This is a genomic window from Sphingopyxis sp. CR5, assembly GCF_059693785.1.
The window spans coordinates 56,213-80,079 of sequence record NZ_JCATIE010000003.1 but is presented as its reverse complement, the minus strand read 5'-3'; the positions used below and the strand labels follow the sequence as shown (position 1 = coordinate 80,079).

At 66.4% G+C, this 23,867-nt stretch carries 23 protein-coding genes; 13 read left to right on the top strand and 10 right to left on the bottom strand.

Annotated features, from left to right (window positions below; genetic code table 11):
* Window position 1: 1 nt before the first annotated feature.
* The 6 genes from AC58D2_RS05300 (at window position 2) to AC58D2_RS05275 (ending at window position 6,600) form a co-directional block, all read left to right on the top strand.
* A complete protein-coding gene (locus AC58D2_RS05300) occupies window positions 2-1,087 on the top strand; it encodes a YihY/virulence factor BrkB family protein (RefSeq protein WP_497388018.1) in 1,086 nt (361 codons plus the stop codon).
* On the top strand, window positions 1,084-1,911 hold the full coding sequence (locus AC58D2_RS05295) for an SDR family oxidoreductase (protein WP_497388016.1): 828 nt from the start codon (window positions 1,084-1,086) through the stop codon (window positions 1,909-1,911). The genes AC58D2_RS05300 and AC58D2_RS05295 overlap by 4 nt, the downstream gene beginning before the upstream one ends.
* Window positions 1,912-2,000: 89 nt before the next feature.
* Window positions 2,001-2,375, top strand: a complete 375-nt coding sequence (locus AC58D2_RS05290; protein ID WP_497388014.1) for a VOC family protein — start codon at window positions 2,001-2,003, stop codon at window positions 2,373-2,375.
* Window positions 2,372-3,448 carry a chorismate synthase gene (gene aroC / locus AC58D2_RS05285; RefSeq protein WP_497388012.1) on the top strand — a complete coding sequence of 359 codons (1,077 nt, stop codon included), beginning with the start codon at window positions 2,372-2,374 and terminating at the stop codon, window positions 3,446-3,448. The genes AC58D2_RS05290 and aroC overlap by 4 nt, the downstream gene beginning before the upstream one ends.
* Window positions 3,449-3,455: 7 nt before the next feature.
* Window positions 3,456-5,246, top strand: a complete 1,791-nt coding sequence (locus AC58D2_RS05280; RefSeq protein ID WP_497388010.1) for a sodium:proton antiporter — start codon at window positions 3,456-3,458, stop codon at window positions 5,244-5,246.
* A 118-nt stretch (window positions 5,247-5,364) separates the two neighbouring features.
* Window positions 5,365-6,600, top strand: a complete 1,236-nt coding sequence (locus AC58D2_RS05275) for a dicarboxylate/amino acid:cation symporter (RefSeq protein ID WP_497388008.1) — start codon at window positions 5,365-5,367, stop codon at window positions 6,598-6,600.
* Between the two features lie 188 nt (window positions 6,601-6,788).
* Here AC58D2_RS05275 and AC58D2_RS05270 read toward each other — a convergent pair whose 3' ends face one another.
* The gene (locus tag AC58D2_RS05270) at window positions 6,789-7,355 is read right to left on the bottom strand and encodes an HNH endonuclease (RefSeq protein WP_497388572.1); all 567 of its coding nucleotides are present in this window, start codon (window positions 7,353-7,355) and stop codon (window positions 6,789-6,791) included.
* Between the two features lie 170 nt (window positions 7,356-7,525).
* Here AC58D2_RS05270 and gluQRS point away from each other — a divergent pair, with 170 nt between their 5' ends.
* The 3 genes from gluQRS to AC58D2_RS05255 are packed head-to-tail and all read left to right on the top strand — an operon-like array spanning window position 7,526 to window position 9,250.
* Complete coding sequence (gene gluQRS / locus AC58D2_RS05265) at window positions 7,526-8,377, top strand: tRNA glutamyl-Q(34) synthetase GluQRS (RefSeq protein WP_497388006.1); 852 nt, start codon at window positions 7,526-7,528, stop codon at window positions 8,375-8,377.
* A 9-nt stretch (window positions 8,378-8,386) separates the two neighbouring features.
* Window positions 8,387-8,611 carry an HIG1 domain-containing protein gene (locus AC58D2_RS05260; protein WP_497388005.1) on the top strand — a complete coding sequence of 75 codons (225 nt, stop codon included), beginning with the start codon at window positions 8,387-8,389 and terminating at the stop codon, window positions 8,609-8,611.
* A gap of 36 nt (window positions 8,612-8,647) precedes the next feature.
* A complete protein-coding gene (locus tag AC58D2_RS05255) occupies window positions 8,648-9,250 on the top strand; it encodes a cob(I)yrinic acid a,c-diamide adenosyltransferase (RefSeq protein ID WP_497388003.1) in 603 nt (200 codons plus the stop codon).
* Here the strand turns inward: AC58D2_RS05255 and mmsB are convergent.
* The 9 genes from mmsB to AC58D2_RS05210 form a co-directional block, all read right to left on the bottom strand.
* Complete coding sequence (gene mmsB, locus AC58D2_RS05250; protein WP_497388001.1) at window positions 9,228-10,103, bottom strand: 3-hydroxyisobutyrate dehydrogenase; 876 nt, start codon at window positions 10,101-10,103, stop codon at window positions 9,228-9,230. The genes AC58D2_RS05255 and mmsB overlap by 23 nt on opposite strands.
* 136 nt (window positions 10,104-10,239) lie before the next feature.
* Window positions 10,240-11,022 (bottom strand): enoyl-CoA hydratase-related protein, encoded by a 783-nt coding sequence (locus AC58D2_RS05245; RefSeq protein WP_497387999.1) that lies wholly within the window; start codon window positions 11,020-11,022, stop codon window positions 10,240-10,242.
* A gap of 93 nt (window positions 11,023-11,115) precedes the next feature.
* Window positions 11,116-12,162 (bottom strand): enoyl-CoA hydratase/isomerase family protein, encoded by a 1,047-nt coding sequence (locus AC58D2_RS05240; RefSeq protein WP_497387997.1) that lies wholly within the window; start codon window positions 12,160-12,162, stop codon window positions 11,116-11,118.
* A gap of 180 nt (window positions 12,163-12,342) precedes the next feature.
* Window positions 12,343-13,488: an acyl-CoA dehydrogenase family protein gene (locus AC58D2_RS05235; RefSeq protein WP_497388570.1), complete on the bottom strand. Its 1,146-nt coding sequence runs from the start codon at window positions 13,486-13,488 to the stop codon at window positions 12,343-12,345.
* A gap of 45 nt (window positions 13,489-13,533) precedes the next feature.
* Complete coding sequence (locus AC58D2_RS05230; protein ID WP_497387995.1) at window positions 13,534-13,848, bottom strand: GIY-YIG nuclease family protein; 315 nt, start codon at window positions 13,846-13,848, stop codon at window positions 13,534-13,536.
* 42 nt (window positions 13,849-13,890) lie between these two features.
* Window positions 13,891-14,310, bottom strand: a complete 420-nt coding sequence (locus AC58D2_RS05225) for a RidA family protein (protein WP_497387993.1) — start codon at window positions 14,308-14,310, stop codon at window positions 13,891-13,893.
* Window positions 14,303-14,608 (bottom strand): I78 family peptidase inhibitor, encoded by a 306-nt coding sequence (locus AC58D2_RS05220; protein ID WP_497387992.1) that lies wholly within the window; start codon window positions 14,606-14,608, stop codon window positions 14,303-14,305. The genes AC58D2_RS05225 and AC58D2_RS05220 overlap by 8 nt, the downstream gene beginning before the upstream one ends.
* Before the next feature lie 29 nt (window positions 14,609-14,637).
* Window positions 14,638-15,183: a hypothetical protein gene (locus AC58D2_RS05215; RefSeq protein ID WP_497387990.1), complete on the bottom strand. Its 546-nt coding sequence runs from the start codon at window positions 15,181-15,183 to the stop codon at window positions 14,638-14,640.
* Window positions 15,184-15,275: 92 nt separating this feature from the next.
* Window positions 15,276-16,769, bottom strand: coding sequence for a CoA-acylating methylmalonate-semialdehyde dehydrogenase (locus tag AC58D2_RS05210; RefSeq protein WP_497387988.1), 1,494 nt, complete (start codon window positions 16,767-16,769; stop codon window positions 15,276-15,278).
* Window positions 16,770-16,868: 99 nt separating this feature from the next.
* Here AC58D2_RS05210 and AC58D2_RS05205 point away from each other — a divergent pair, with 99 nt between their 5' ends.
* The 4 genes from AC58D2_RS05205 to AC58D2_RS05190 all read left to right on the top strand — a co-directional run bounded on the left by AC58D2_RS05205 (window position 16,869) and on the right by AC58D2_RS05190 (window position 23,673).
* Entirely contained in the window at window positions 16,869-17,756 is an 888-nt protein-coding gene (locus tag AC58D2_RS05205; protein ID WP_497387986.1) for a LysR family transcriptional regulator, read from the top strand.
* Between the two features lie 140 nt (window positions 17,757-17,896).
* Window positions 17,897-19,072 carry an efflux RND transporter periplasmic adaptor subunit gene (locus tag AC58D2_RS05200; RefSeq protein ID WP_497387984.1) on the top strand — a complete coding sequence of 392 codons (1,176 nt, stop codon included), beginning with the start codon at window positions 17,897-17,899 and terminating at the stop codon, window positions 19,070-19,072.
* Between the two features lie 6 nt (window positions 19,073-19,078).
* Window positions 19,079-22,279, top strand: a complete 3,201-nt coding sequence (locus AC58D2_RS05195; RefSeq protein ID WP_497387982.1) for an efflux RND transporter permease subunit — start codon at window positions 19,079-19,081, stop codon at window positions 22,277-22,279.
* Window positions 22,276-23,673, top strand: a complete 1,398-nt coding sequence (locus AC58D2_RS05190; protein WP_497387980.1) for an efflux transporter outer membrane subunit — start codon at window positions 22,276-22,278, stop codon at window positions 23,671-23,673. The genes AC58D2_RS05195 and AC58D2_RS05190 overlap by 4 nt, the downstream gene beginning before the upstream one ends.
* Window positions 23,674-23,867: the final 194 nt, after the last annotated feature.

Genomic DNA, 23,867 nt, shown 5'->3' with positions numbered 1-23,867 from the left:
CGTGGCTGACGGCAAACCGACGAAGTCCGCCGAAGCGCTAGAACGCGAAGTCGCCGACGAGGTCGGCCGCGAATTCCTGGCCGAGGGCCATTCGCCGCACTCGCTCGAGGCGCGTGCCGAGCGCGCGAAGCGACTGCATCTGAAAGCCGCAGCCCAGGGTGTCATCGAACGCGGGCGCGACCGGCTGGGCCCGGGCACGCGCGCGTTCCAGGTCATGCGGCGCGTAATCGTCGGCACCTACAGCGACGGCTTCATTCACGCCGGCAATCTGGCCTATCTGGCCTTGATCGCGCTTTTTCCCTTCTTCATCCTGCTCGCCGCCGCGTTGAGCCTGATCGGGGGAAGCGCCGGCGGCGAAGCCGCGATCGACGCGGTATTCTCTATCATGCCGCCGACCGTTTCGCGCACGCTTGCCGGGCCGATCCGCGAAGTCATGGGGGCGCGGACCGGCTTGTTCCTGTGGCTCGGCGCGCTTGTCGCGCTGTGGACGGTGGGAAGCCTGGTCGAGACCATCCGCGACATCCTGCGCCGTGCCTATGGCACCCATTTCAGCCGCGGATTCTTTCATTACCGGATCGTATCGATCGGGATCATCACGGGTGCGGTGGTGCTGATGCTGCTGTCCTTCAGCATGCAGGTGCTGATCGTCGGGGTCGAACAGTTCGTGACGCGCGTGCTGCCCGAACAATATCAGTCGTGGGGCGTCGTCCTTCTGTCACGGGCGATTTCGGGCGCCGGCCTGTTCCTCGCCATCTACATGCTCTTCTATTCGCTCACCCCGTCGAAATACCGTCGCCTCAAGCAATGTCCGAAATGGCCGGGGGCGCTGTTCACCACCTGCTGGTGGATCGCGGTAACGCTCGCCCTGCCGCCCTTGCTGGCGACGCTGCTCAGCTACGACGCCACCTATGGCAGCCTGGCGGGGGTGATGGTCGCGCTGTTCTTTTTCTACCTCGTCGGATTGGGTATGGTGATCGGGGCCGAACTCAACGCCGCGCTCGTCGAGGTTGAGGATTTGGGCCACGACGCTATTGGCCGCGTGGACGACATTGTGGTCGACAATACCAAGACCGGAGAAGAAGAATGACGGGTCTGATGCAAGGAAAACGCGGTCTGATCATGGGCCTGGCGAACGACAAATCGCTCGCGTGGGGAATCGCCAAGTCGCTGCATGGCGCGGGCGCCGAACTCGCGATCAGCTATCAGGGCGAGGTGATGGCCAAGCGCGTCAAGCCGCTGGCCGACGAGCTTGGCTGCGATTTCCTGATCGACTGCGACGTGTCCGACATGGCGAATCTCGATCAGGCCTTCGAAACGCTTGCGGCGCGTTGGCCGACGATCGATTTCGTCGTTCATGCGATCGGTTATACGAACAAGGACGCGCTGCGCGGCCACTATGCCGACATCGGCCTCGAAGATTTCCTGATGACGATGAATATCAGTGTTTACAGCTTCACCGCGGTCGCAAGGCGCGCCGCGGCGATGATGAAACCGCTCGATCCCGAAACGGGCGAGGGCGGCGGCGCAATGCTGACGCTGAGCTATTACGGCGCCGAAAAGGTCGTGCCGCACTATAATGTCATGGGCGTCGCGAAATCGGCGCTGGAGACGAGCGTCCAATATCTCGCGAACGACTATGGGCCGCAGGGTGTGCGCGTGAATGCGATTTCCGCCGGGCCGATCAAGACGCTGGCCGCGTCGGGTATTGGCGATTTCCGCCTGATCCTGAAGTGGAACGAATTCAACGCCCCGCTGCGCCGCAATGTCACGATCGACGATGTCGGCGGCTCGGCGCTCTACCTGCTGAGCGACCTGGCTTCGGGCGTCACGGGCGAGACGCATCATGTCGATGCGGGCTATCACACGGTCGGCATGAAGCAGGAGGATGCGCCCGACATCGCGCTGGCGTGATGCGGTGCGGCGACGCGGGCCCCGCCCGCTTCGACCGCGCACCGCCGGTTGCGCTTGAATTGCGGCGCGAATCCCGCCATCGCCGAGTCATGGACCTCGCTTTGGCCATCGATCATGTGCAAGTCGCGATGCCCGTCGGCGGCGAAGGCAAGGCGCGTGCCTTTTTCGGCGACTTGCTCGGGCTCGCCGAACTGCCCAAGCCCGCCGATATGGCGGCGCGCGGCGGGTGCTGGTTCGCGCTGGGAGACCGCCAGCTCCATTTGGGTGCGGAGCGCGATTTCCGGCCCGCGAAGAAGGCGCATGTGGCGTTGGCCACCGATGCGCTCGATGCGCTACGCGCCCACGTCGAACGCGCCGGCTTCACGACGCACGACGACAGCGTGATCGACGGCCGGCACCGTTTCTTTACCGAAGACCCCTTCGGCAATCGTATCGAGTTCATGGACAGGACGCCGCGCGCATGAGTTTCAACAGCTTCGGACGCGTCCTGCGCTTCACGACCTGGGGGGAGAGCCACGGGCCGGCGCTCGGCGCGGTCGTCGATGGCTGTCCGCCGCGCCTCGCCCTGTCCGAAGGCGATATCCAGCCTTTCCTCGACAAGCGGCGTCCGGGCCAGTCGCGCCACACGACCCAGCGCCGCGAGCCCGACCAGGTGCGTATCCTGTCGGGTATTTTCGAGGGCAGGACGACCGGCACGCCGGTCAGCCTGATGATCGAGAATGTCGACCAGCGGTCGAAGGATTATGGCGAGATCGCCCAGGCTTATCGTCCCGGCCATGCCGACTATGCCTATGATGCGAAATACGGCATTCGCGACTATCGCGGCGGCGGGCGGTCGAGCGCACGCGAGACCGCGGCGCGCGTCGCCGCCGGCGCCGTCGCGCGGCTGGTGATACCGGAGGTGCAGATCCACGCGTGGGTCGCGGAAATCGGCGGCGATGCGATCGACCCCGCCAATTTCGACCTTGAGGAAATCGGCCGCAATCCCTTCTTTTGTCCCGACCCTGCGGCCGCACAGCGCTGGGAAGCACTGATGGACGACGCGCGCAAGGCGGGCAGTTCGCTGGGCGCGGTGATCGAATGCGCCGCGAGCGGCGTCCCCGCCGGCTGGGGCGCGCCGGTCTATGCCAAGCTCGACAGCGACCTGGCTGCCGCGATGATGGGGATCAACGCGGTCAAGGGCGTCGAGATCGGGGCCGGCTTTGCCGCGGCGCGGCTGCGCGGCGAGGAAAATGCCGACCCGATGCGCCCGGCAAGCGACGGGAGCAATCGTCCCGATTTCCTGTCGAACAACGCCGGCGGCATCGCCGGCGGCATTTCGACCGGCCAGCCGGTGGTGGTGCGCGTCGCGTTCAAGCCCACAAGCTCGATCCTGACCCCGGTGCCGACGATAAACCGCGCGGGCGAGGCCGCCGACATCGTGACCAAGGGGCGCCACGATCCTTGCGTGGGCATTCGCGGCGCGCCGGTGGTCGAAGCGATGATGGCGCTGGTGCTCGCCGATCACAAGCTGCTCCATCGGGCCCAGTGCGGATAAGCAGGCGATGATCGCCGCGGCCGAAACCTTCATCACCCAGCATCAGGCGATCATCGGCCTTGTCGTGCTCGCGCTGATGTTCGTCGGGTTCGTGATGGAGCGCTTCCCCGCGACCGTCGTTGCGATCCTTGGCACCTGCACCTTCCTGTTCCTCGGCATATTGACGGGGAAGGACCTGTTCTCGGTCTTTTCCAACTCGGCGCCGGTGACGATCGGTGCGATGTTCATCCTGTCGGGCGCCCTGCTGCGGACCGGTACGCTCGACGCGATCGCGAGCCGGATCATCGCGCGCGCGAAGCGCCATCCGCGGCTTGCGCTCGCCGAAATGTTCCTTGGCGTCTATTTCGCGTCGGCGTTCCTGAACAACACGCCGGTCGTCGTCGTGATGATCCCGATCATGCTCAGACTGGCGAGCGCGCTGGGAATCAGCGCCAAGCGCCTTCTGATTCCATTGTCCTATGTCTCGATCCTCGGCGGCACCACGACCCTGATCGGCACCTCGACCAACCTGCTGGTCGCGGCCGTCGCGGAGGACAATGGCCTTGATCGCTTCGGGATCTTCACCATCACGCCGGTCGGCATCGTCGCCGGGGTTGCGGGGATTTTGTCGCTGGTCCTGATCGCGCGGCGGTTCCTGCCCGACGACAGCGCGAGCCAGATCGAACTCAGCCAGGAGCATCGCAGCTTCCTGTCCGAAGTGCGCGTGCTGAAGGACGGCAATCTGGTCGGCCGCCGGATCGGCGACGTGCCGTTCGCCAAGCGCGCGAACGTCAAGCTCGTCGGACTGAAGCGCGGCTCCGCGCTGCGCCGGACCGGGCTGGCCGACGAGGTGCTTCAGGCCGACGACCGCCTGGTTCTGCGGCTCGATCTGTCGGAACTTCTATCGCTGCGTTCGAACAGGAATGTCTCGATCGGCCTGACCGCAGGCAGCGAGGAAATCGACCAGGACGACGAGGCGATCGTCGAGGCGATGATCGCGCCGAGCCACCCCGCGATCGGCCGGCGGCTGCTCGAAATCCCCTTCCTCTCGACCCTGGGCGTCCGCATCCTGGGCATCGCGCGTTTTCGCAAGACGCCCGGCCCGGACCTCCCCAACGCGCGCGTTCAGGCGATCGATCGCATCCTGGTGACCGGTCCCGAGGACCAGATCGAACAGCTTTACGGCAATCCGAACCTCTATGGGGTCGGGACCACGACGGAACGCGAATTTCGCCGCGCAAAGGCCCCGATCGCTATCGGGGCGCTGCTCGGCGTCATCCTGCTGGCGAGCTTCGACATCATGGACATCGGGGTCGCGGCGATCATCGGCGTCGGCCTGATCCTCGTTACGCGATGTATCGACGCCGACGAGGCGTGGGATTCGATCGACGGCAACGTGCTCGTGTTGATCTTCGCCATGCTCGCGGTCGGGCTGGCGCTCGAAAATTCGGGCAGCGTCGCGCTGATCGTCGGCGAACTTACCCCGGTGCTGCGCGAAGTGCCGCCGTGGGCGCTCGTCGTCGCGACCTATGTCGTGTCGGTGCTGCTGACCGAAGTGGTGACGAACAATGCGGTCGCGATCCTCGTCACGCCGCTTGCGATCGCGCTGGCGCGCGACCTGGGGGTCAATCCCTATCCGATGGTGATCGCGGTGATGTTCGCCGCGTCGGCCAGTTTCGCGACCCCGATCGGCTACCAGACCAACACGCTCGTCTATGCCGCCGGCAATTACCGCTTCGTCGACTTCTTCCGCGCCGGCATTCCGATGACGCTGGCCGTCGGCTCCGCGACCTGCGCGGCCATAACCTTCCTTATGTAGAGTCCAAACCAACTCGCGATTGCCCGCCGCGGACGCCCCTGTTACCCCAGTGGTTTCATGGTCGCCGGAGCGGCCGCACAATCGCAGGACGCCGGGGCGGCGGTGAAAGGGTGACTTTATGGCTTGGTGGTTCCGGATTCCCCTGTGGCAGCGGGTGATTGCGGCCCTCGTACTGGGCATCGGCACCGGATTGTTATGGGGCCCCGAAGCCGCGAGCATCAAGTGGATCGGCGACTTCTTCATCAAGGCGGTGAAGATGCTCGTCGTCCCGCTGATCTTCTTTTCGCTGGTGTCGGGCGTCGCGGCGATCGGCGACGTGCGCAAGCTGGGCCGCGTCGGGGGCCGCGCGATGCTGCTCTTCGTCGTCACCGGCCAGATCGCCGTATGGCTGGGCCTCGCGATGGGCACCCTCCTCCAGCCGGGGCTCGGCGTCGATACCAGCGTCATCGAGCGCGGCCCGGTGCCCGAACCGACGGCGACCGGCTGGACCGACATGATCCTGTCGATCGTGCCCGAAAGTCCGGTCCAGGTGATGGCCGACGTCCAGGTGCTGCCGCTGATCGTCTTCGCGTTGCTGATCGGCATCGGCATCTTGATGGCGAAGGAGGAAGGATCGCCCGTTGCGAAGATTTTCGACAGCGGCGCGGTGATCATGCAGAAGGTGACGATGCTCGTCATGGAGCTGACGCCCTTTGGCGTCTTCGCGCTGATGGCGTGGGTCGCCGGGGTGCTCGGCATCGACGCGCTCGAATCGCTCGCGAAGCTCGTCGGGCTCAATTATCTCGGCTGTCTGCTGATCATTTTCGGGCTGTACCCGCTGATGATCCATTTTTTCGCGAAGGTGCCAGTGAAGGGATTCTTTCACGGCATGATCGACGCAATGGCGGTCAGCTATTCCACCGCGTCGTCGAATGCGACGCTTCCCGTGACGCTGCGTTGCGCGCAGCGTAACCTCGGCGTCTCGCCCAGCGTGTCGAGCTTCGTGATTTCGCTCGGCGCGACGATCAACATGAACGGCACCGCCATGTATCTGGGGCTTGCGACCTTGTTCGGGGCGCAGATCTTCGGCGTCGACCTGAACTGGGCGGACTATGTGATGATCTCGATCACCGCGACGCTCGGCGCGATCGGCGCAGCGGGCATTCCGGGCGCCGGGCTGATCATGATGGCGCTGGTCTTCGGCAGCGTCGGCGTTCCACTGGAAACGATTGCCTTCGTCGCCGGGGTCGACCGGATCATGGACATGATGCGCACCACGACCAACGTCACCGGCGACGCCGCGGTCGCGGTGACCGTTGCCTCGATGACCGGAGAGATCGACGTAGCCGAACTGGCATCCACCGACGACGTCTGACCGCGCAATCGATCGGCCGACCGACCGCAAGGCCCTGCAAATGGGTGGAATCCTCTCCTCCGTCAAACGTTTGTGTCGGAAAGCAATCGACCGACTTTCGGATTCACGTGACCAGGGTTGTCCGGTTTTGATTGAGGCATTTGCAAGCCCCTCCCCTTCCGGAGAGGGGTGATTCAACGCGGACGGCGTTATCCCTCCAGCTCGACATCCCAGTACAGCCAGTCGATCCAGCTTTCGTGCAGATAGTTCGGCGGGAAAGCGCGGCCATTGTCCTGCAATTGCCAGCTCGTCGGACGCCAGGGCTGGCGATAGATCGGCATATGCGCCTGGGCCGGGGTGCGCCCGCCCTTCTTCAGATTGCAGGGCGCGCACGCGGTGGTGACATTTTCCCAGCTCGTCCGCCCGCCTAGCCGGCGCGGGACGACATGGTCGAAGGTCAGGTCCTTGCCCGACCCGCAATATTGGCACGCGAAACGATCGCGCAGGAACAGGTTGAATCGGGTGAAGGCCGGGTGCTGCGACGGTTTCACATATTGGCGCAGCGCGATCACGCTGGGGATCGGCATCGAACGCGTCGGCGAATGGATCTCGCGCTCGTAATTCTCGACGATCGTCACACGATCGAGGAAAACCGCCTTGACCGCGGTCTGCCACGGCCACAGGCTGAGCGGATAATAGCTGAGCGGCGTATAATCGGCGTTGAGGACAAGCGCGGGACAATTGTCGGGATGCCGGGCAAGATCGGGATGGAACATGGCTTTTGGACGCTGCCCCCTATGCTGCGCGGGATGGCGCGCCACTGCCGTTCCCGAGTGACAGCATCATTACATGCCGCAATGGATTCTGGCGTCAAGGGGGCATGTGCCACAATATATGGAATGATTCGCGATCCTTGTCCGCTGCATCTGGATTCGCGAGGCCGCCCGTGCTGACCCGCTTCGCCCCCAGTCCGACCGGCGAAATGCACCTCGGCCACGCCTATAGCGCGGTGCTCGCCCACGACGCCGCGCGCCGCACCGGCGGCCGGTTCCTGCTGCGGATCGACGACATCGACGGCGCCCGATCGCGCGAGGCGCATGTCGCGGCGGCCCTCGCCGACCTCGCCTGGCTCGGGCTCGACCCGGACGGCGCACCGGTGCGCCAGTCGCATCACCTGGGCGAGTATGCCGCGGCGCTCGACGATCTGCGCGCTCGCGCACTCGTTTATCCCTGCTTCTGCACCCGCGCCGATATCGCCCAGAGCCTGGCCGCGCCGCACGGTCCTTCGGGGGCCGTCTATCCCGGCACCTGCCGCCACCTCGGCGCTGACGAGCGTGCACGGCGGATCGCGGAGGAGCCGCATTGCTGGCGGATCGACATGACGCGCGCCTCGGCGCTGGCAGGACCGCTGCGCTGGGGGGAAGCCGGCCAGGGGATGCGCGCCGCCGTGCCCGACGCGCATGGCGACGTGGTGCTGGCACGCAAGGATGCGCCGGCAAGCTATCATCTCGCCAGCACGATCGACGATGCCGCGATGGGAATCACCCAGGTGGTCCGCGGCGCCGACCTGATCGCGTCGACCGATGTCCACCGGCTGCTCCAGGCGCTGCTGGGCCTGCCGACGCCCGCCTATCGTCATCATGCGCTCGTGTGCGGCCCCGACGGCAAACGGCTGGCGAAGCGCGACGCCGTCGCGTCGCTCGCCAGTCTGCGCGCCGGCGGGGTCGACGGCCGCACGCTGGCCGCCGATTTGCGCGAGGGACGCCTTCCGGCTGGATATTCGCTGCAAAATCCCTAAATAGGGGGCATGCAAGTCCTGCTCATCCTAGCGGTGGTCGTATCCGCCGGCCTCGTTCTCTTCGCGCTCGCGCGCGGCCTGTTCTATTTCTCGCAGGGGCATCGCGCGGCGATGGAGGGCAATGTCCACGAAAACCAGGTGTTGCAGAACAAGATGATGATGGCCCGCATCAAATGGCAGGCGATCACCATCATCCTGCTGGTCCTGATCGGGCTGCTCGCCGCGGGCAGCTAGGGCGTATCGCATGCGGTACCGGCCCAGCGCAAACTGATGGTCAAGCTCAACAAGATCTATACGCGCACCGGGGACGCGGGCACGACCGGCCTGGTCGACGGGTCGCGCATTGCCAAGTCGGCGCCGCTGATGGGCGCGGTCGGCGATGTCGACGAGGCGAACAGCGCGATCGGCCTGGCCGTCGCGGCGCTGCGCGAAGGCGCGCCGGAAGCGGCCATGCTCGCACGGATCCAGAACGAGATGTTCGACCTCGGCGCCGATCTGGCCACCCCCGCTGACGCCGAACATGGCTTTGGCCCGCACGACATGGCGCTGCGCATCGTGCCGGACCAGATCGAGCGGCTGGAGGCCGAAATCGATGCGATGAACGAAACCCTTGCGCCGCTCGCCAGCTTCATCCTGCCCGGCGGGACCGAAGCGGCGGCGCGGCTCCACCTCGCACGGGCGGTCGCGCGCCGCGCCGAACGCGCCGCGGTCGCCGCGGGCGAGACCCGCGACCTCAACCCGCTCGCGCTCGCCTATCTGAATCGCCTGTCCGACCATCTCTTCGTGATGACACGCGCGATCAATGCCGCAGCGGGCGGCGATATATTGTGGCAGCCCGGCGCGACGCGCGTCAGCCCTGGAGCGTCCGGATAATCGCCGAGAAATCGTGGCCGCCGTCGTCTGCCGCGACAAAGGCTTCATAAAGCTCGCGCGCCTTCGACCCCATCGGGACCTCGGCATCGACGCTCGCCGCCGCCTCCATCGCGAGGCGCAGATCCTTGAGCATCAGCGCCGCGGCGAACCCGCCCTTATACTCATTGTCGGCGGGGGTCGTCGGGCCGACGCCGGGGAGCGGCGCATAGCTGGTCAGCGACCAGCATTGCCCCGACGACACGCTGGCGATGTCGAAGAATGTCTGCGGGTCGAGCCCCAATTTCTGCGCAAGCGCGAGCGTTTCGCAGGTCGCGATCATCGACGCGCCGAGCAGCATGTTGTTGCAGATCTTCGCCCCCTGCCCCGCGCCTGCGCCGCCGGCGTGGATCACCGCCTTGCCCATCTTGGCCAGGATCGGTTCGGCGCGCGCGAAGCCCTCGTCGGTGCCGCCGACCATGAAGGTCAGCGTGCCCGCGTTGGCGGCAGCGATGCCGCCCGAAACGGGGGCGTCGACCGCGACGAGGCTCTTGGCCGTCGCCGCCTCGATATTCGCCCGCGCGGTCGCGACGTCGATCGTCGAGCAATCGAGCAGCAACGTGCCTGGCACGGCGTTCGGGAAGACGTCGCTTTCATATACCGAGGCGACATGCTTGCCCGCGGGGAGCATGGTGACGACAGCCTCGGCGCCGGTCACCGCTTCCGCTGCCGATGCGGCGCGGGTGCAGCCGGCTTCCACCGCGCGCGTCAGCGCCTCTTCGCTGAGGTCGAAGGCGCAGACGTCATGGCCCGCTTTCGCAAGGTTCGCGGCCATCCCGCCGCCCATATTGCCGAGTCCGATGAATGCGATTTTCATATTACTCTCCAGGTGCAAAAATTCGTGTATCCCCGCGAAGGCGGGGATCCATCATCCGACCGTGCAAGGTGGCACCGACCGGCGATGGGCCCCCGCCTTCGCGGGGGCACCCGGTCGTTCATCGAAGGTCCGGCAATCACCGCCCCTTCCACACGCCTTCGCGCTTTTCGATAAAGGCGGCCATGCCTTCGGCCTTGTCCTCGGTCGCGGCGAGGATCTGGAACAGGCGGCGTTCGTAGATCAGCCCCTGGTCGAGCGTCGTTTCGAACGCCGCGTTGACCATGTCCTTGTTCACCATCGCGGCCATCGGCGGCATGCCTGCGATCGTCGTCGCGGTCTTCACCGCTTCGTCAACCAGCGTTTCATGCGCGACGACGCGCGCAACGAGGCCCGAACGCTCGGCTTCGGCGGCGTCCATCATCCGGCCGGTCAGGCACATTTCCATCGCCTTCGCCTTTCCGACCGCGCGGGTCAGCCGCTGCGACCCGCCCATGCCGGGGGCGACGCCAAGCTTGATTTCGGGCTGGCCGAACTTCGCCTTTTCGCTGGCGATGATGAAATCGGCCATCATCGCCAGTTCGCAGCCGCCGCCGAGCGCGAAGCCGTTCACCGCGGCGATCCACGGCTTGCGCACCTTCTTCACGAAGTCGCTCGTCCATTTCGAGAAGAAATCCTCGAGGTAGAAATCGGCGGCGGGCTTATCGGCCATTTCCTTGATGTCGGCGCCCGCAGCGAACGCCTTGTCGCCCGAACCGGTGAGCACCGCGCAGCGCTGGGTGTCATCGGCCTCGAAAGCGGCGAAGGCGGCGATCAGCTCGTCGAGCACGCCCGAATTGAGTGCGTTCAGCGCCTGCGGGCGGTTGAGCGTGACGAGCGTGACGGCGCCGCGCTGTTCGACGAGGAGGGTTTCGTAGGTCATTCGGTATCTCCTGATGGTCGTCCTGTCGGACTTGATCCGGCATCCATTCCGGCGAGGCTGACTGGACCCCGGATCAAGTCCGGGGTGACGAAATTAGGGTAGCGGGGTCCATTTCTCATTCTCGGGCAGCGGCGCGAAAATTGCGTCGATCCACGCGTCGCTGACCGCCTCGGGGGTCGGCGGGTCCCATTGGGGGCTGTTGTCCTTGTCGACGATCAGCGCGCGCACGCCTTCGAGGAAGTCGTGCATCGTCACGACACGCGCGCCGATTGCATATTCCTGCGCCATCTCGGCGGCAAAGTCGGGCATCGCCGCGCCTTCCTTCAATTGCCGCAGCGCGACCTTGCACGTCTGCGGCGATTTGGTGCCGAGCGTGTCGCGCTCCTTTTGCGCCCAGTCCGACCCATCGGCCTCAAGCGCGGCGAGAATATCTTCGTACCGGTCGCTCGCGAACAGGCGGCCTATCTTGTCGAGATGATCCATCACCGCCGCGTGCGGCGCGGTAACCGACAGCTCGCCCAATATGCCGCCGATGCGGTCGGGATGCGCGGCAATGCGCGCCTTCGCCTCGGCGAGCTTTTCGGACGGCAGATAATGGGTGGCGAGGCCGAGCGCGAGGCATTCGGCGCCATCGAGCCGCGCGCCGGTGAGCGCGAGATACTGGCCGACGCGCCCTTCGAGCCGCGGCAGGTACCAGCCGCCGCCGACGTCGGGGAACAGGCCGATCCCCGTCTCGGGCATCGCAAAGCGCGTATGCTCGGTCGCGACGCGATATTTCGCCGGCTGTGAAATGCCGACCCCGCCGCCCATGGTGATGCCGTCCATGAAGGCGACGACGGGCTTCGCATAGGTGAAGAGCAGGTGGTTGAGCCGATATTCGGTGTGAAAGAAGGCGCGCGCGTCGGCGCCGTCCTGCGCGCCGCTTGTCGCGAGCATGCGGATGTCGCCGCCGGCGCAAAAGCCGCGGCCTTCGCTATGGTCGATGACGACGGCTTCGACGGCCTCGTCATCGCGCCATTCGAGCAGCGCGTCGATCATCGCCCGGCACATCGGCAGGTTGAGCGCGTGGATCGCCTTCGGACGATTGAGCGACAGGCGGCCGGCATGGCCGTCGGTCGAGATGAGAACGTCTTCGGTCATAAACCCTCTCGAACCTTCTCCTGTGGGGAGAAGGATATGGAGCCTTACCGCTGAAAGCGGTTAGGCGGAGTTGGATGAGGGGGTCTGCCGCTCCGATGGCACAGCGCCCCTCACCCAGCTTCGACTAGCCAGCGAGCCGGCAAGTCTTCGCAACCCTCTCCCGCCGGGAGAGGGGAAATCCTATTGCCTCAGCAAATCCCTTCCCACGATCATCCGCATGACCTGATTGGTGCCTTCGAGGATCGAATGGACGCGCAGGTCGCGCCAGAAACGCTCGATCGGATAATCCTTCAGATAGCCATAGCCGCCGAACAGCTGGAGCGCGTCGTTGACGATCTTGCTGCCGCTATCCGTCGCGAGCCGCTTCGCCATCGCCGAGAAGCGTGACTTGTCGGGCGCGTTCGCGGTGACTTTCGCCGCCGCCATATAGAGGAGCGCGCGCGCCGCCTCGAGGTCGGTCGCCATGTCGGCGAGCATGAACTGGGTGTTCTGGAAATCCGAAATCGGCTGGCCGAATTGCTGGCGGTCCTTGGTATAGGCGACCGCTTCGTCGAGGCAGCGCTGCGCCCCGCCCAGCGAACAGGCGCCGATGTTGAGCCGCCCGCCGTCGAGCCCCGCCATCGCGAAGCGGAAGCCGTCGCCCTCGGCGCCGACGCGGTTTTCGACCGGCACCTTCACATTGTCGAAAATCACCTGCGCGGTCGGCGAAGCATTCCAGCCGAGCTTGCGTTCCTTGGCGCCGAAGCTGACGCCTGCCATATCCTTTTCGATCACGAGGCACGAAATGCCCTTCGGTCCCGGCTCGCCGGTGCGGACCATCGTCACATAAAGGTCGTTGACCCCCGCGCCCGAAATGAACTGCTTGGTGCCGTTGACGACATAATGGTCGCCCTCGAGCTTTGCGGTCGTTTTCAAGGCCGCGGCGTCGGAGCCCGAGCCGGGTTCGGTGAGGCAATAGCTCGCCATCTGGTCCATCGTGACGAGCGAAGGCAGAAATTTCGCCTTCACCGCGTCGCCGCCGAAGCGGTCGATCATCCAGCTCGCCATATTGTGGATCGAAACGAAAGCGCTGGTCGCGGGGCAGCCATAGGCCATCGCCTCCATGATCAGCGCGGCCTCGAGCCGGCCGAGCCCGATACCGCCCGATTCCTCGCTGACATAGATCGCCGCAAAGCCGAGTTCGGCGGCCTGCTTGATGACATCGCGCGGGAAATGCGCCTTTTCGTCCCATTCGGCCGCAAAGGGCGTGATCGCATCGGCGGTGAATTTGCGCGCCATGTCCTGAATGGCGCGCTGGTCGTCGGTAAGCTGGAACTGGTCGGTCATCGTCATCTTTTCTCTGTCGTCATGCTGACGAAAGTCAGCATCCATTCAAAACTGGGGTAGCGGCGAAAAACCGAGCCGGACGGCCCAATCCTCCCAGAAGGGATTTTCTTGTTCGATCAAGGCGATCTTCCAATCGCGCTTCCAGGCCTTGAGCTGCTTCTCGCGCGTGATCGCGGCATCCATCGTTTCGTGCATTTCGTAGAAGACGAGCCGGTTCACGCCATAACGTCTTGTGAAGCCGCGCGTCAGGCCTTCGCGATGCTGATGGATGCGCGCCATCAGATCGGACGTCACGCCGATGTAGATCGTGCCGTGACGACTGCTCGCCATGATATACACGCAGGGCTGCCGCTCGCGCATTTTGCACCTCCCGACGAAGCGCCGAATGGATGCTGACTTTCGTCAGCATGACGAGTCCGCAACGACGGCCTCGGCCTCGATTTCGACTTTCCATTCGGGGCGCAGCAGGCCCGCGACGACGGCCATTGTCGCTGCGGGCCGGACGTCGCCGAACATCGCGCCGTGCGCGCGGCCGACGCGGTCGGCGTCGGCGGGGTCGGTGATGAACATGCGCGTCCGAACGACATCGGCGGGCCCACCGCCGAGTGCCGCGAGTGCTTCCGAAATGATCGTCAGGCAGCGCGCCGCCTGCACCCCCGCGTCGCCGACGGTCGACGAACCGTCGAGCTCGATCGGCGCGGTGCCCGCGACGATGATCCGGTCGCCGACGCGCACCGCCCGGCTGTAGCCGTAGAGCGGCTCATAGGGCGATGCGGACGAGAGGATCGTGCGGCCAGGCGCGGCCGCGTCGCCGTCAGCCACAGGTGATTTTCTCAATCTTATACGCATCGTCGTACATGATGTTCAGCCGGTCCTGGCGATAGTCCATCGTCATCGCCGAGCGCGGCGGCCCCCAGCGCAGGGTGCGCGCGCCCGATTCCTTGAGGATCGTCGCGCCGAGATCGGGGGTTGCGGTCTGGCCGACATGGCTTTGCACCGCGTCGGCGTTGCAGGTCATCGCGGCGGGCGGCGGCGGTCCCATGTCGTCGGGCGATTCGCCCGGCGCCGCGCAAGCGGCCAGCGGCAGGGCGGCGGCGATCGTCAGCAAGCGGATATCCATCGTCTATCTCCCTTTCATCCTGCCGCCCTTCAGGCGACGCACCGCCTATAGCGCAGCGGCTCGGCCGCCGCACCCTTCGCATAGTCGCGGCGCACGAGCGTCTTGCCGTCGTCGGCGAGGCCGAGCAGCATCAGCCGGTCCCATTCCTCGCCTTCGCCGCTGAACTTGTAATCGGCGACGATGCGGTTCGCGCTGCGATCGCGGACATGCGCGAGGTCGCCCGCCGATTCGAAGAAGCGCAGCGTCTTTGCATCGATCACCAGCGCGGTGAGGTCGGTGCCGGGCCGCGCGGCGCAATCCTCCGCCTTGAGCGCCCAGCGTCCCTGGATCGCAGCCGGAATCGCCATGTCGCCGGTGCCGATGCCGGCATCGGGCTTCGCGGGCGGCATCGCCGACGCGTCGGGCGTGTAGGCAAGGTCGGCGTCGGCGGGTGCCCCCTCGGCGGGAACCGCGCTCGCGGGTTCGCCGGGCGCCGCGACATTTTCGTCGACGGTCTCGGCGGGCTGCGTCTCGTCCTTGCCGCCGCTGCACGCGGCGAGCATCAGCATGGCGGCGGGGAGGGTCCAGCGGAACATCGTCATTCTCCTTCGCGGCGCCGGCGGCGTGCCGGCGTCTGAAAGAAAGAAATGCCCGATGGCCGGACGCGGTTTCATCGGCGGGGGTCCGCTCAGCCCATCGTCGGGATGACGAAGGCGTTGCCGCCGTCCGGCGATCCGTCGGGCCAGCGCGCGGTGACGGTCTTGACCTTGGTCCAGAATTTAACGCCCTCCATGCCGTGCTGATTGGTGTCGCCGAACGCCGAGCGTTTCCAGCCGCCGAAGGTGTGATAGGCGACGGGCACCGGGATCGGCACGTTGATGCCGACCATGCCGACGTTGACCCGCGCGGCGAATTCGCGCGCGGCGTGGCCGTTGCGCGTGAAGATCGCGACGCCGTTGCCGTACTGATGCTTCGAGGGCAGTTCGAGCGCGGTTTCGAAATCGGGCGCGCGGACGATCTGGAGCACGGGGCCGAAAATCTCTTGCCTGTAGCTTTCCATGTCGGGGGTGACATGGTCGAACAGCGTCGGGCCGACGAAGAAGCCCTGCTCATGCCCCTGCAAGCTGAAACCGCGGCCGTCGACGACGAGCTCGGCGCCTTCCTCGGCGCATCTGGCGATCCAGCCTTCGACCTTTTCCTTGTGCGCGGCACTCACCACCGGGCCGTAATGCGCCTCGGCATCGGTCGAGACCCCGACGCGCAGCGCCTCGATCGCGGGGATCAGCTTGGCGCGCAGCCGTTCGGCGGTGTCCTCGCCGACCGGCACGACGACCGGCAGCGCCATGCAGCGTTCGCCCGCCGAGCCGAAGGCGGCGCCGGTCAGGTCGCTGACCACCTGGTCGAGGTCGGCGTCGGGCATGACGATCCCGTGATTCTTGGCGCCGCCCATCGCCTGCACGCGCTTGCCCGCGCGCACGCCGCGTTCATAGACATAATGCGCAATGTCCGACGAGCCGACGAAGCTGACCGCGCCGATGTCGGGATGATCGAGGATCGCGTCGACCATTTCCTTGTCGCCGTGGACGACCTGGAAAATCCCTTCGGGCATTCCGGCTTCGCGCATCAGTTCGGCGAGGCGGACGGGAACCGACGGGTCGCGCTCGCTGGGCTTCAGGATGAAGGCGTTGCCGACCGAGGTGGCGACCGCGCCCATCCACAGCGGGATCATCGCGGGGAAGTTGAACGGGGTGATGCCGACGCCGATGCCGATCGGCTGTCGCATCGAATAGACGTCGATGCCCGGCCCGGCGCCCTGCGTATATTCGCCCTTCAGCACATGCGGGATGCCGCAGCAGAATTCGACGACCTCCAGCCCGCGCTGGATGTCGCCCTTCGCATCGGCGATCACCTTGCCATGCTCGCTCGACAGCAGCGCGGCAAGCTCGTCCATATTGGCTTCGACGAGGCGCTTGAACTCGAACATCACGCGCGCGCGGCGCTGCGGATTGACCGCGGCCCACGCGGGCTGCGCCGCCTTCGCGGCGGCGACCGCCTTGTCGAGCAGCGCCGCGTCGCCCAGAGCGACCTCGGCCTGCACGCCGCCGTTGTTGGGGTCGAAAATCGCGCCCTTGCGCGTCGCGGCGCCGGCACCGCCGGCGATGAAATGTTCGATCTGTCGCATCGGTCGAATCTCCCGTTTGTCGTTATCGTCCGCCACAGACCAAGGCGCGCGCGATTGCAAGGGATAGACTTGCAGGGCTTAGCTGCATATTTGCAGGTCATGGACTGGGACAAGCTGCAATATTTCCTGTCGGTCGCGCGCCACGGCACGCTTGCGCGCGCCGGACAGGCGCTGCATGTCGATCCGACGACGGTCAGCCGGCGGGTGAGCGGGCTCGAGGCGGAGTTGCAGCAGACCTTGTTCGAACGCGCGCCGGCGGGGTTCGTTCTGACCGCGGCGGGCCGCGCGCTCGTGCCGCACGCCGAAGCGATGGCGACCGCGGCGGCGCGCATCCAGGCCGGGGGAGACGGCGGTCCCGCGCTGTCGGGGCAATTGCGGATCAGCGTTTCGGAAGGGTTCGGCGGCAGCTTCGTCGCGCCGCGGCTCGCGGGCTTTATCGCCGCGCACCCCGAAATCGAGATCGACCTCGTCGCCTCGTCGGGTTTCCTCAACCCCTCGCGGCGCGAGGCCGACATGGCGGTGTTGCTCGCGCGGCCGCGCAAAGGCCCGCTGATCACGCGCAAGCTCGCCGATTACAGCCTGGGCCTCTATGCCCCCGCGAGCAGCACCGACTGGCAGCGCGCCGTCGAGGCGGCGCCGCTGTCGCGCGCCGCGATCCCGATCGTCGGCTATGTCCCCGATATTCTCTATGCCCCCGAACTCGATTATCTGGGCGAGATCGAGCCGGGACTGCGCGCGGGGGTGCGATCCTCGTCGATTCTTGCGCAGCGGCGGATGATCGCGGGCGGGGCCGGGGTCGGGGTGCTCCCCTGCTTCCTCGCCGCGGGCGATCCCGCGCTGGCGCGGGTACGCGCCGGCCAGACGATCCGCCGCAGCTTCTGGCTCGCGCTCCACCGCGATGTCGCGCCGCAACCGCGCGTCCGCGCCTTCATCGACTGGCTCGACGCCGAGGTGCAGGCAAGCCGCGGCCTGCTCGTTCCGGGCTGATGCATTGGCGAAAGGCGGCGAACAAATTTGTCGCACTTTGTCGCAAACGGGCTATTCCCCTTGCCAGCGACGCAGCAATCCGTTGAATAGGGCCAAATCTTCCGCCCCCTCCCCGCGGATCGACACGAGACATATCGACCATGCCCAATTCCAGGCCGCCGCTGCTGACCGGAGCCTTGTGCGCGCTGATAGCGTTGCTGACCGCCTGTGCCGACAGCGATGACGGCAAGCGCGGGGCGCAGACGCCCGAAGTCGGCATCGTCGCCGTCGCCACGGCCGCGGTGCCGATCACGACCGAACTCGGCGGGCGCACCGTCGCCTATGAAACGAGCGAGGTCCGGCCGCAGGTGACCGGGCTGATCCGCAAGCGGCTGTTCACCGAAGGCAGCCTGGTGCGCGCGGGTCAGCCGCTGTTCCAGATCGACGCCAGCCTCTATCGCGCCGCGGTGGCGCAGGCCGAAGCGAATCTGGCGAGCGCCAGGGCCAATGCCGCGGCCGCGGAAGAGAAGGCGAAGCGGTACGAGCCGCTGGCGAAGATGCAGGCGATCGCCGAACAGGATTATACCGACGCGCTCGCCGCCGCCCGCATCGCGCGGGCCGCGGTCGCGCAAAACGCCGCCGCACTCGATACCGCGCGGATCAACCTGCGCTTCGCGACGGTCACCGCGCCGATCGGCGGCCGCATCGGCCGTTCGCTGGCAACGCCCGGCGCGCTTGTCAGCGCGACCCAGGCCGATCCGCTCGCGGTCGTGCAGCGGCTCGACCCCATCTATGTCGACATGCAGCAGTCGGCGAGCGAGCTGACCGCGCTACGCCGCTCGCTCGCGACCGGCGGCACCCGACCGGGCAGCACCGAGGTGCGCCTGCGGCTCGACGACGGCAGCGACTATGCCGCGGTCGGCACGGTCGAATTTTCCGAAGTCACGGTGAACGAGGCGACCGGGACGGTGACGTTGCGCGCCCGCTTTCCCAATCCCAAGGGACTGCTGCTGCCCGGCATGTTCGTGACCGCGCTGTTCGACCAGGCGATCCAGCCCGACGCGATCCTGGTGCCGCAACAGGCGGTGCAGCGCGATTTCGACGGCAGCGCCTTCGTGTATGTCGTCGACAAGGACGGCAAGGCCCAGCGGCGCAAGATTGCGACGACGCGCACCTCGGGCGCGAACTGGGTGGTTTCTTCGGGACTGAAGCCGGGCGAACGCGTCATCACGCAGGGGGTCGGCAATGTGCGAAGCGGCATGACGGTGAAACCGGTCGCGGCGGACAGTCCGCAACGGGTCGGGGCGGCGGACGGCAAAGCGGCGAAAGGCGAGTAAAGCCCGATGTCGCGGATTTTCATCAACCGGCCGATCTTCGCCTGGGTGCTGGCGATCATCGTCATGCTGGGCGGGCTGGGGGCGTTGTTTTCGCTGCCGATCGCGCAATATCCCGACATCGCGCCGGTCGAAGTCAATATCCGCGCCAACTATCCCGGCGCGTCGGCCGAAACGATCGAGAACAGCGTTACGCAGGTGCTCGAACAACAGCTCACCGGGATCGACGGCCTGCTCTATTTCAGCTCGCAGTCGAGTTCGCGCGGACAGGCCCGCATCAGCGTCATCTTTGCCAAGGGGACCGACCCCGACATCGCGCAGGTCCAGGTCCAGAACCAGATCCAGTCGGCAATCTCGCGCCTGCCGCAGCAAGTGCAGAGCCAGGGCGTGCGTGTCACCAAATCCAATTCGGATTCGCTGCTGCTCGTCGCGGTGTTCGATACCACCGACACGCGGTCGAACCAGGACGTGTCCGACTATCTGACGTCGAACATCCAGGATCCGCTGTCGCGCGTCGACGGGGTCGGTGACGTCAATGTCTTCGGGTCGCCGCACGCGATGCGCATCTGGCTCGACCCGCAGCGGCTGGCCGCGGTATCGCTGATGCCGGGCGACGTGATCAGCGCGATCAGCGCCCAGAATACCGAGATCGCGGCGGGCGACGTCGGCGGCCTGCCCGCGCCCCAGGGCCAGATGCTCAACGCGACGGTGACCGCGCAGTCGCGGCTGCAAACCCCCGAAGAGTTCGAGAATATCGTCCTGAAGACGCTGTCCGACGGGTCGACGGTGCGGATAAAGGATGTCGCGCGGGTCGAGATCGGCGCCGAAAGCTATGCCGTCATCACCCGGGTCAACGGACATCCGGGCGCGGGCATGTCGATCTCGCTGTCGCCGGGATCCGACGCGCTCAAGACCGCCGAGCTGGTCAAGGCGCGCATGGACGGGCTGGCGCAGACGATGCCCGAAGGGCTCGACTATGCCTATGCCAATGATTCGACCAATTTCATCAAATTGTCGGTCAGCGAAGTGCAGAAGGCGCTGTTCGAGGCGATCCTGCTCGTCGTCCTGGTTATGTTCGTGTTCCTCCAGAGCTGGCGCGCGACGCTGATCCCCGCGATCGCGGTGCCCGTGGTGCTGCTCGGCACCTTTGGCGTCTTCTATATCGCCGGGTTCAGCATCAACACGCTGACGCTGTTCGGGCTCGTGCTCGCGATCGGGCTGCTCGTCGACGATGCGATCGTCGTCGTCGAGAATGTCGAGCGACTGATGGAAGAAAATCCCGGCATGACCGCACGCGAGGCGACGATCCGCTCGATGCAGGAATTGCAGGTCGCGCTCGTCGCGATCGGGCTCGTGCTGTCGGCGGTGTTCCTGCCGATGGCCTTTTTCGGCGGTTCGACCGGGGTCATATACCGGCAGTTCTCGGTCACCATCGTTTCGGCAATGTCGCTGTCGGTGCTCGTGGCGCTGATCCTGAGCCCGGCGCTGACCTCGACCCTGCTCAAGCCGAAGGCACGGAACGAACGGGGCGGGGATGCGGGGCGCCGCCGCTTTGCGGGCATCCACGAGGTTTACGAACGCGCCAAGCACGGGTTCAACACGCGCTTCGACCGGATGAGCGCCAGCTATGCCGGCAGCGTCGCAAGGGTGGTCGAGCGCAAATGGCTGTTTCTCGGCATCTATGCGCTGGCGCTCGCGCTGCTCGTCCTGCTGTTCTGGCGCCTGCCCAGCGGTTTCCTGCCCAACGAGGACCAGGGGCGCGTCGCGGTCCAGTTCCGCCTGCCTGCGGGCGCGACGCAGGAACGCACGCTCGAGGTGCGCGACGCGGTCGAGAAATATCTGCTGACGCAGGAAAAGGCGAACACGCAGGCCCTGTTCCTGATCGCCGGCGGCGGCGGGGGCGGCGCGTCGGGGCAGAACACCGGCCAGGGCTATGTCAACCTGGTCCACTGGGACGACCGGCCGGGCCAGGAGAACACCGCCGATGCGATCGCGCAGCGGGCGCGAAAGGCGCTTTCGGGCCTCCGCGATGCCCAGATTTTCGCGCTCGTTCCCGGTGCGGTGCGCGGGCTGGGCGATACGTCGGGCTTCACGATGGAGCTCCAGAACCGCAGCGGCATGTCAGCCGATGAATTCGCCGCGGCGCGCGACAGGCTGCTCGAAATGGCGAACGCCAATCCGAAGCTGACCTCGGTCCGGCTGAGCGACCTGCCCGATGTCGCGACGCTGAAGATCGATATCGATACGCAGCGGCTGACCGCCTATGGCCTGTCGAACAGCGACGTCAATACGACGCTGTCGACCGCGTGGGGCGGCCGCTACGTCAATGATTTCATCGACAAGGGGCGCGTCAAGCGCGTCTATGTCCAGGGCGACGCACAATATCGATCGAGCCCCGACGACCTCAGCCAGTGGTTCGTGCGCTCATCGGACGGCGGCATGTCCCCTTTTTCCGCCTTTTCGCATATCGGCTGGTCGACGACACCCAGCACGACATCGCGCTTTCAGGGCGTACCCGCCTATGAAATTTCGGGGCAGGCCGCGTCGGGGGTGAGTTCGGGCGAGGCCATGGACGAGATGGAGCGAATGGCGGCCGATATCCCCGGCACGAGCGTCGCCTGGGCGGGCGCCTCTTTCCAGGAACGCTTGTCGTCGGGGCAGGCGCCCCTGCTCTATGCGCTGTCGCTGCTCGTGGTCTTCCTGTGCCTTGCGGCGCTCTATGAAAGCTGGTCGATTCCGGTCGCGGTGCTGCTCGTCATCCCGCTCGGCCTCGTCGGCGCGGTGCTCGCGGTGACGCTGAGAGGGCTGGAAAACGACGTCTATATGCAGATCGGGCTGCTGACGACGATGGGCCTCGCGTCGAAGAATGCGATTCTGATGATCGAATTCGCCGAACAGGAGGAGCGCAAGGGCAAGCGCGTGATCGAGGCGGCGATCGCCGCCGCGCGCATCCGCCTGCGCCCGATCCTGATGACCAGCTTTGCCTTCATCTTCGGGGTGCTGCCGCTCGCGGTCGCCACGGGTGCGGGCGCGAACAGCCGCGTCGCGATCGGCACCTCGGTGATCGGCGGGATGCTGACCGCGACGCTGCTCGCCATCTTCTTCATCCCGCTGTTCTTCGTGCTCGTGCGGCGCGGGGTGCGTGACGGGCTTGAGGCGCTGCGCCGGCGTTTCGGCAAGAGCGGCGACGCGCAGGAGGTGCCGGCATGAGGCGCGCCTTGCTGTTGTTGACGCCGCTCGTCCTCGCCGGATGCTCGCTCGCGCCGAAAACGGTGCTTCCCGCGCCGCCGGTGCCCGAAAGCTGGCCGGTCGGCGACGCCTATCTGGCGGCGAGCGAGGCGGCGTTGCCGCTGCTGTCGTACAAACAGATCCTCACCGACGCGCGGTTGCAGGCCCTGGTCGAACAGGCGCTGGCGAACAATCGCGACCTGCGTACGGCCTATGCCAATGTCGCGGCGGCGCGCGCGCAGGTGCGCGTGACGCGCGCGGCGCAATTTCCCGCGATCGGCGCGAGCGCCGGCGCGGGCTATTCGGACAGCGACGGACGCACCGGCACCGCGGATTTTTCGCTGCAAGGGGGTGTCACCGGCTTCGAGCTCGACCTGTTCGGGCGACTCGCCAACGCGACCGAGGCCGAACGCAATCGCGCGCTGGCGACCGAGGCGGCGGCGCGCACGGTACGGCTCGCGCTGATCGGCGACCTCGCCGATGCGTGGGCGAGCTATGGCGCCGACCGAGACCTGCTGGCGATTGCGCGCGACACCGCCGCCAATGCGCGCGAGAGCGTGCGGCTGACCAGGGCGCGGCTCGACGGCGGCATCGCGCCGCGCACCGATCTGCGCCAGGCCGAACAGATCCTCGCGACCGCCGAGGACGCGATCGCCGCGCAAACCACCGCGCTGGCACAGGACGAAAACCTGATCCGGCTGCTCGTCGGCGGCGCCGTCGATCGGGCGCTGCTCCCCGCGACCCTTGCCGATGCGGTCGACAGCATCGCCGCACCCCCCGCGGGCGTCAGCTCGGCGATCTTGCTGCGCCGTCCCGATGTGATCGAGGCCGAATATGAACTGCGCGCGGCCAATGCCGATATCGGCGCGGCGCGCGCGCGGCTGTTTCCGACCATATCGCTGACCGGCCTGCTCGGCTTTGCAAGCGACGCGCTATCGAGCTTGTTCGACGGCGGCGCTTTCGCCTGGTCGGCGGGGGGAGATGCGAGCGCGTCGATTTTCGATTTCGGCGGGCGCCGCGCCGGAGTGGCGGTAACCGAGGCACAGCGCGACGCCGCGCTCGCTAGCTATGAAGGGGCGATCCAGACCGCCTTTCGCGAAGTTGCCGATGCGCTTGCGGTGCAAGGCACGATCGCCGAGCGGGTGCGCGCCGCGGCGGCGAATCGCGAAGCCGCCGCCGACACGGCGACGCTGGCCGAGGCGCGCTACAGGGGCGGGATCGACAGTTTCCTTGCCAGCCTGGACGCGCAGCGCAGCCTGTATTCGGCGCGGCAAAGCGAAATCGCGACCCGTCTGTTGCTCGCGCAGACGCGAATCACGCTGTTCCGCGCATTGGGGGGCGACAGCGAAGCGGGGACGGGTTCAACGGCAGGGTAGAGTTTTTCACGCGAAGGCGCGAAGAGGCGAAGAGGCTGCGCTCCGCCGCGAGGCGGCTTTTTGCGTCCGGCGGTGCGCCCAAAAGATGCCGAACACAGGAGCCTGTCGGCTCGAGCCGCTCTTCTTCGCGGCTTCGCGTGAACCAACATCACGCCCCGTGCCTGCCGCCTTGACAAGCGACGAGACTCGCGCGC

Excerpts from the sequence above, each read along its gene's own strand:
- AC58D2_RS05240 (WP_497387997.1), bottom strand. The coding sequence starts at position 12,162 with ATGACCGAAGACGTTCTCATCTCGACCGACGGCCATGCCGGCCGCCTG.
- AC58D2_RS05245 (WP_497387999.1), bottom strand. The coding sequence starts at position 11,022 with ATGACCTACGAAACCCTCCTCGTCGAACAGCGCGGCGCCGTCACGCTC.
- AC58D2_RS05205 (WP_497387986.1), top strand. The coding sequence starts at position 16,869 with ATGGACTGGGACAAGCTGCAATATTTCCTGTCGGTCGCGCGCCACGGC.
- AC58D2_RS05270 (WP_497388572.1), bottom strand. The coding sequence starts at position 7,355 with ATGTTCCATCCCGATCTTGCCCGGCATCCCGACAATTGTCCCGCGCTT.
- AC58D2_RS05295 (WP_497388016.1), top strand. The coding sequence starts at position 1,084 with ATGACGGGTCTGATGCAAGGAAAACGCGGTCTGATCATGGGCCTGGCG.
- AC58D2_RS05195 (WP_497387982.1), top strand. The coding sequence starts at position 19,079 with ATGTCGCGGATTTTCATCAACCGGCCGATCTTCGCCTGGGTGCTGGCG.
- AC58D2_RS05215 (WP_497387990.1), bottom strand. The coding sequence starts at position 15,183 with ATGTTCCGCTGGACCCTCCCCGCCGCCATGCTGATGCTCGCCGCGTGC.
- AC58D2_RS05280 (WP_497388010.1), top strand. The coding sequence starts at position 3,456 with ATGATCGCCGCGGCCGAAACCTTCATCACCCAGCATCAGGCGATCATC.
- AC58D2_RS05220 (WP_497387992.1), bottom strand. The coding sequence starts at position 14,608 with ATGGATATCCGCTTGCTGACGATCGCCGCCGCCCTGCCGCTGGCCGCT.
- AC58D2_RS05200 (WP_497387984.1), top strand. The coding sequence starts at position 17,897 with ATGCCCAATTCCAGGCCGCCGCTGCTGACCGGAGCCTTGTGCGCGCTG.
- AC58D2_RS05230 (WP_497387995.1), bottom strand. The coding sequence starts at position 13,848 with ATGCGCGAGCGGCAGCCCTGCGTGTATATCATGGCGAGCAGTCGTCAC.
- AC58D2_RS05260 (WP_497388005.1), top strand. The coding sequence starts at position 8,387 with ATGCAAGTCCTGCTCATCCTAGCGGTGGTCGTATCCGCCGGCCTCGTT.
- mmsB (WP_497388001.1), bottom strand. The coding sequence starts at position 10,103 with ATGAAAATCGCATTCATCGGACTCGGCAATATGGGCGGCGGGATGGCC.
- AC58D2_RS05190 (WP_497387980.1), top strand. The coding sequence starts at position 22,276 with ATGAGGCGCGCCTTGCTGTTGTTGACGCCGCTCGTCCTCGCCGGATGC.
- AC58D2_RS05235 (WP_497388570.1), bottom strand. The coding sequence starts at position 13,488 with ATGACCGACCAGTTCCAGCTTACCGACGACCAGCGCGCCATTCAGGAC.
- AC58D2_RS05275 (WP_497388008.1), top strand. The coding sequence starts at position 5,365 with ATGGCTTGGTGGTTCCGGATTCCCCTGTGGCAGCGGGTGATTGCGGCC.
- AC58D2_RS05210 (WP_497387988.1), bottom strand. The coding sequence starts at position 16,769 with ATGCGACAGATCGAACATTTCATCGCCGGCGGTGCCGGCGCCGCGACG.
- AC58D2_RS05255 (WP_497388003.1), top strand. The coding sequence starts at position 8,648 with ATGGTCAAGCTCAACAAGATCTATACGCGCACCGGGGACGCGGGCACG.
- AC58D2_RS05290 (WP_497388014.1), top strand. The coding sequence starts at position 2,001 with ATGGACCTCGCTTTGGCCATCGATCATGTGCAAGTCGCGATGCCCGTC.
- aroC (WP_497388012.1), top strand. The coding sequence starts at position 2,372 with ATGAGTTTCAACAGCTTCGGACGCGTCCTGCGCTTCACGACCTGGGGG.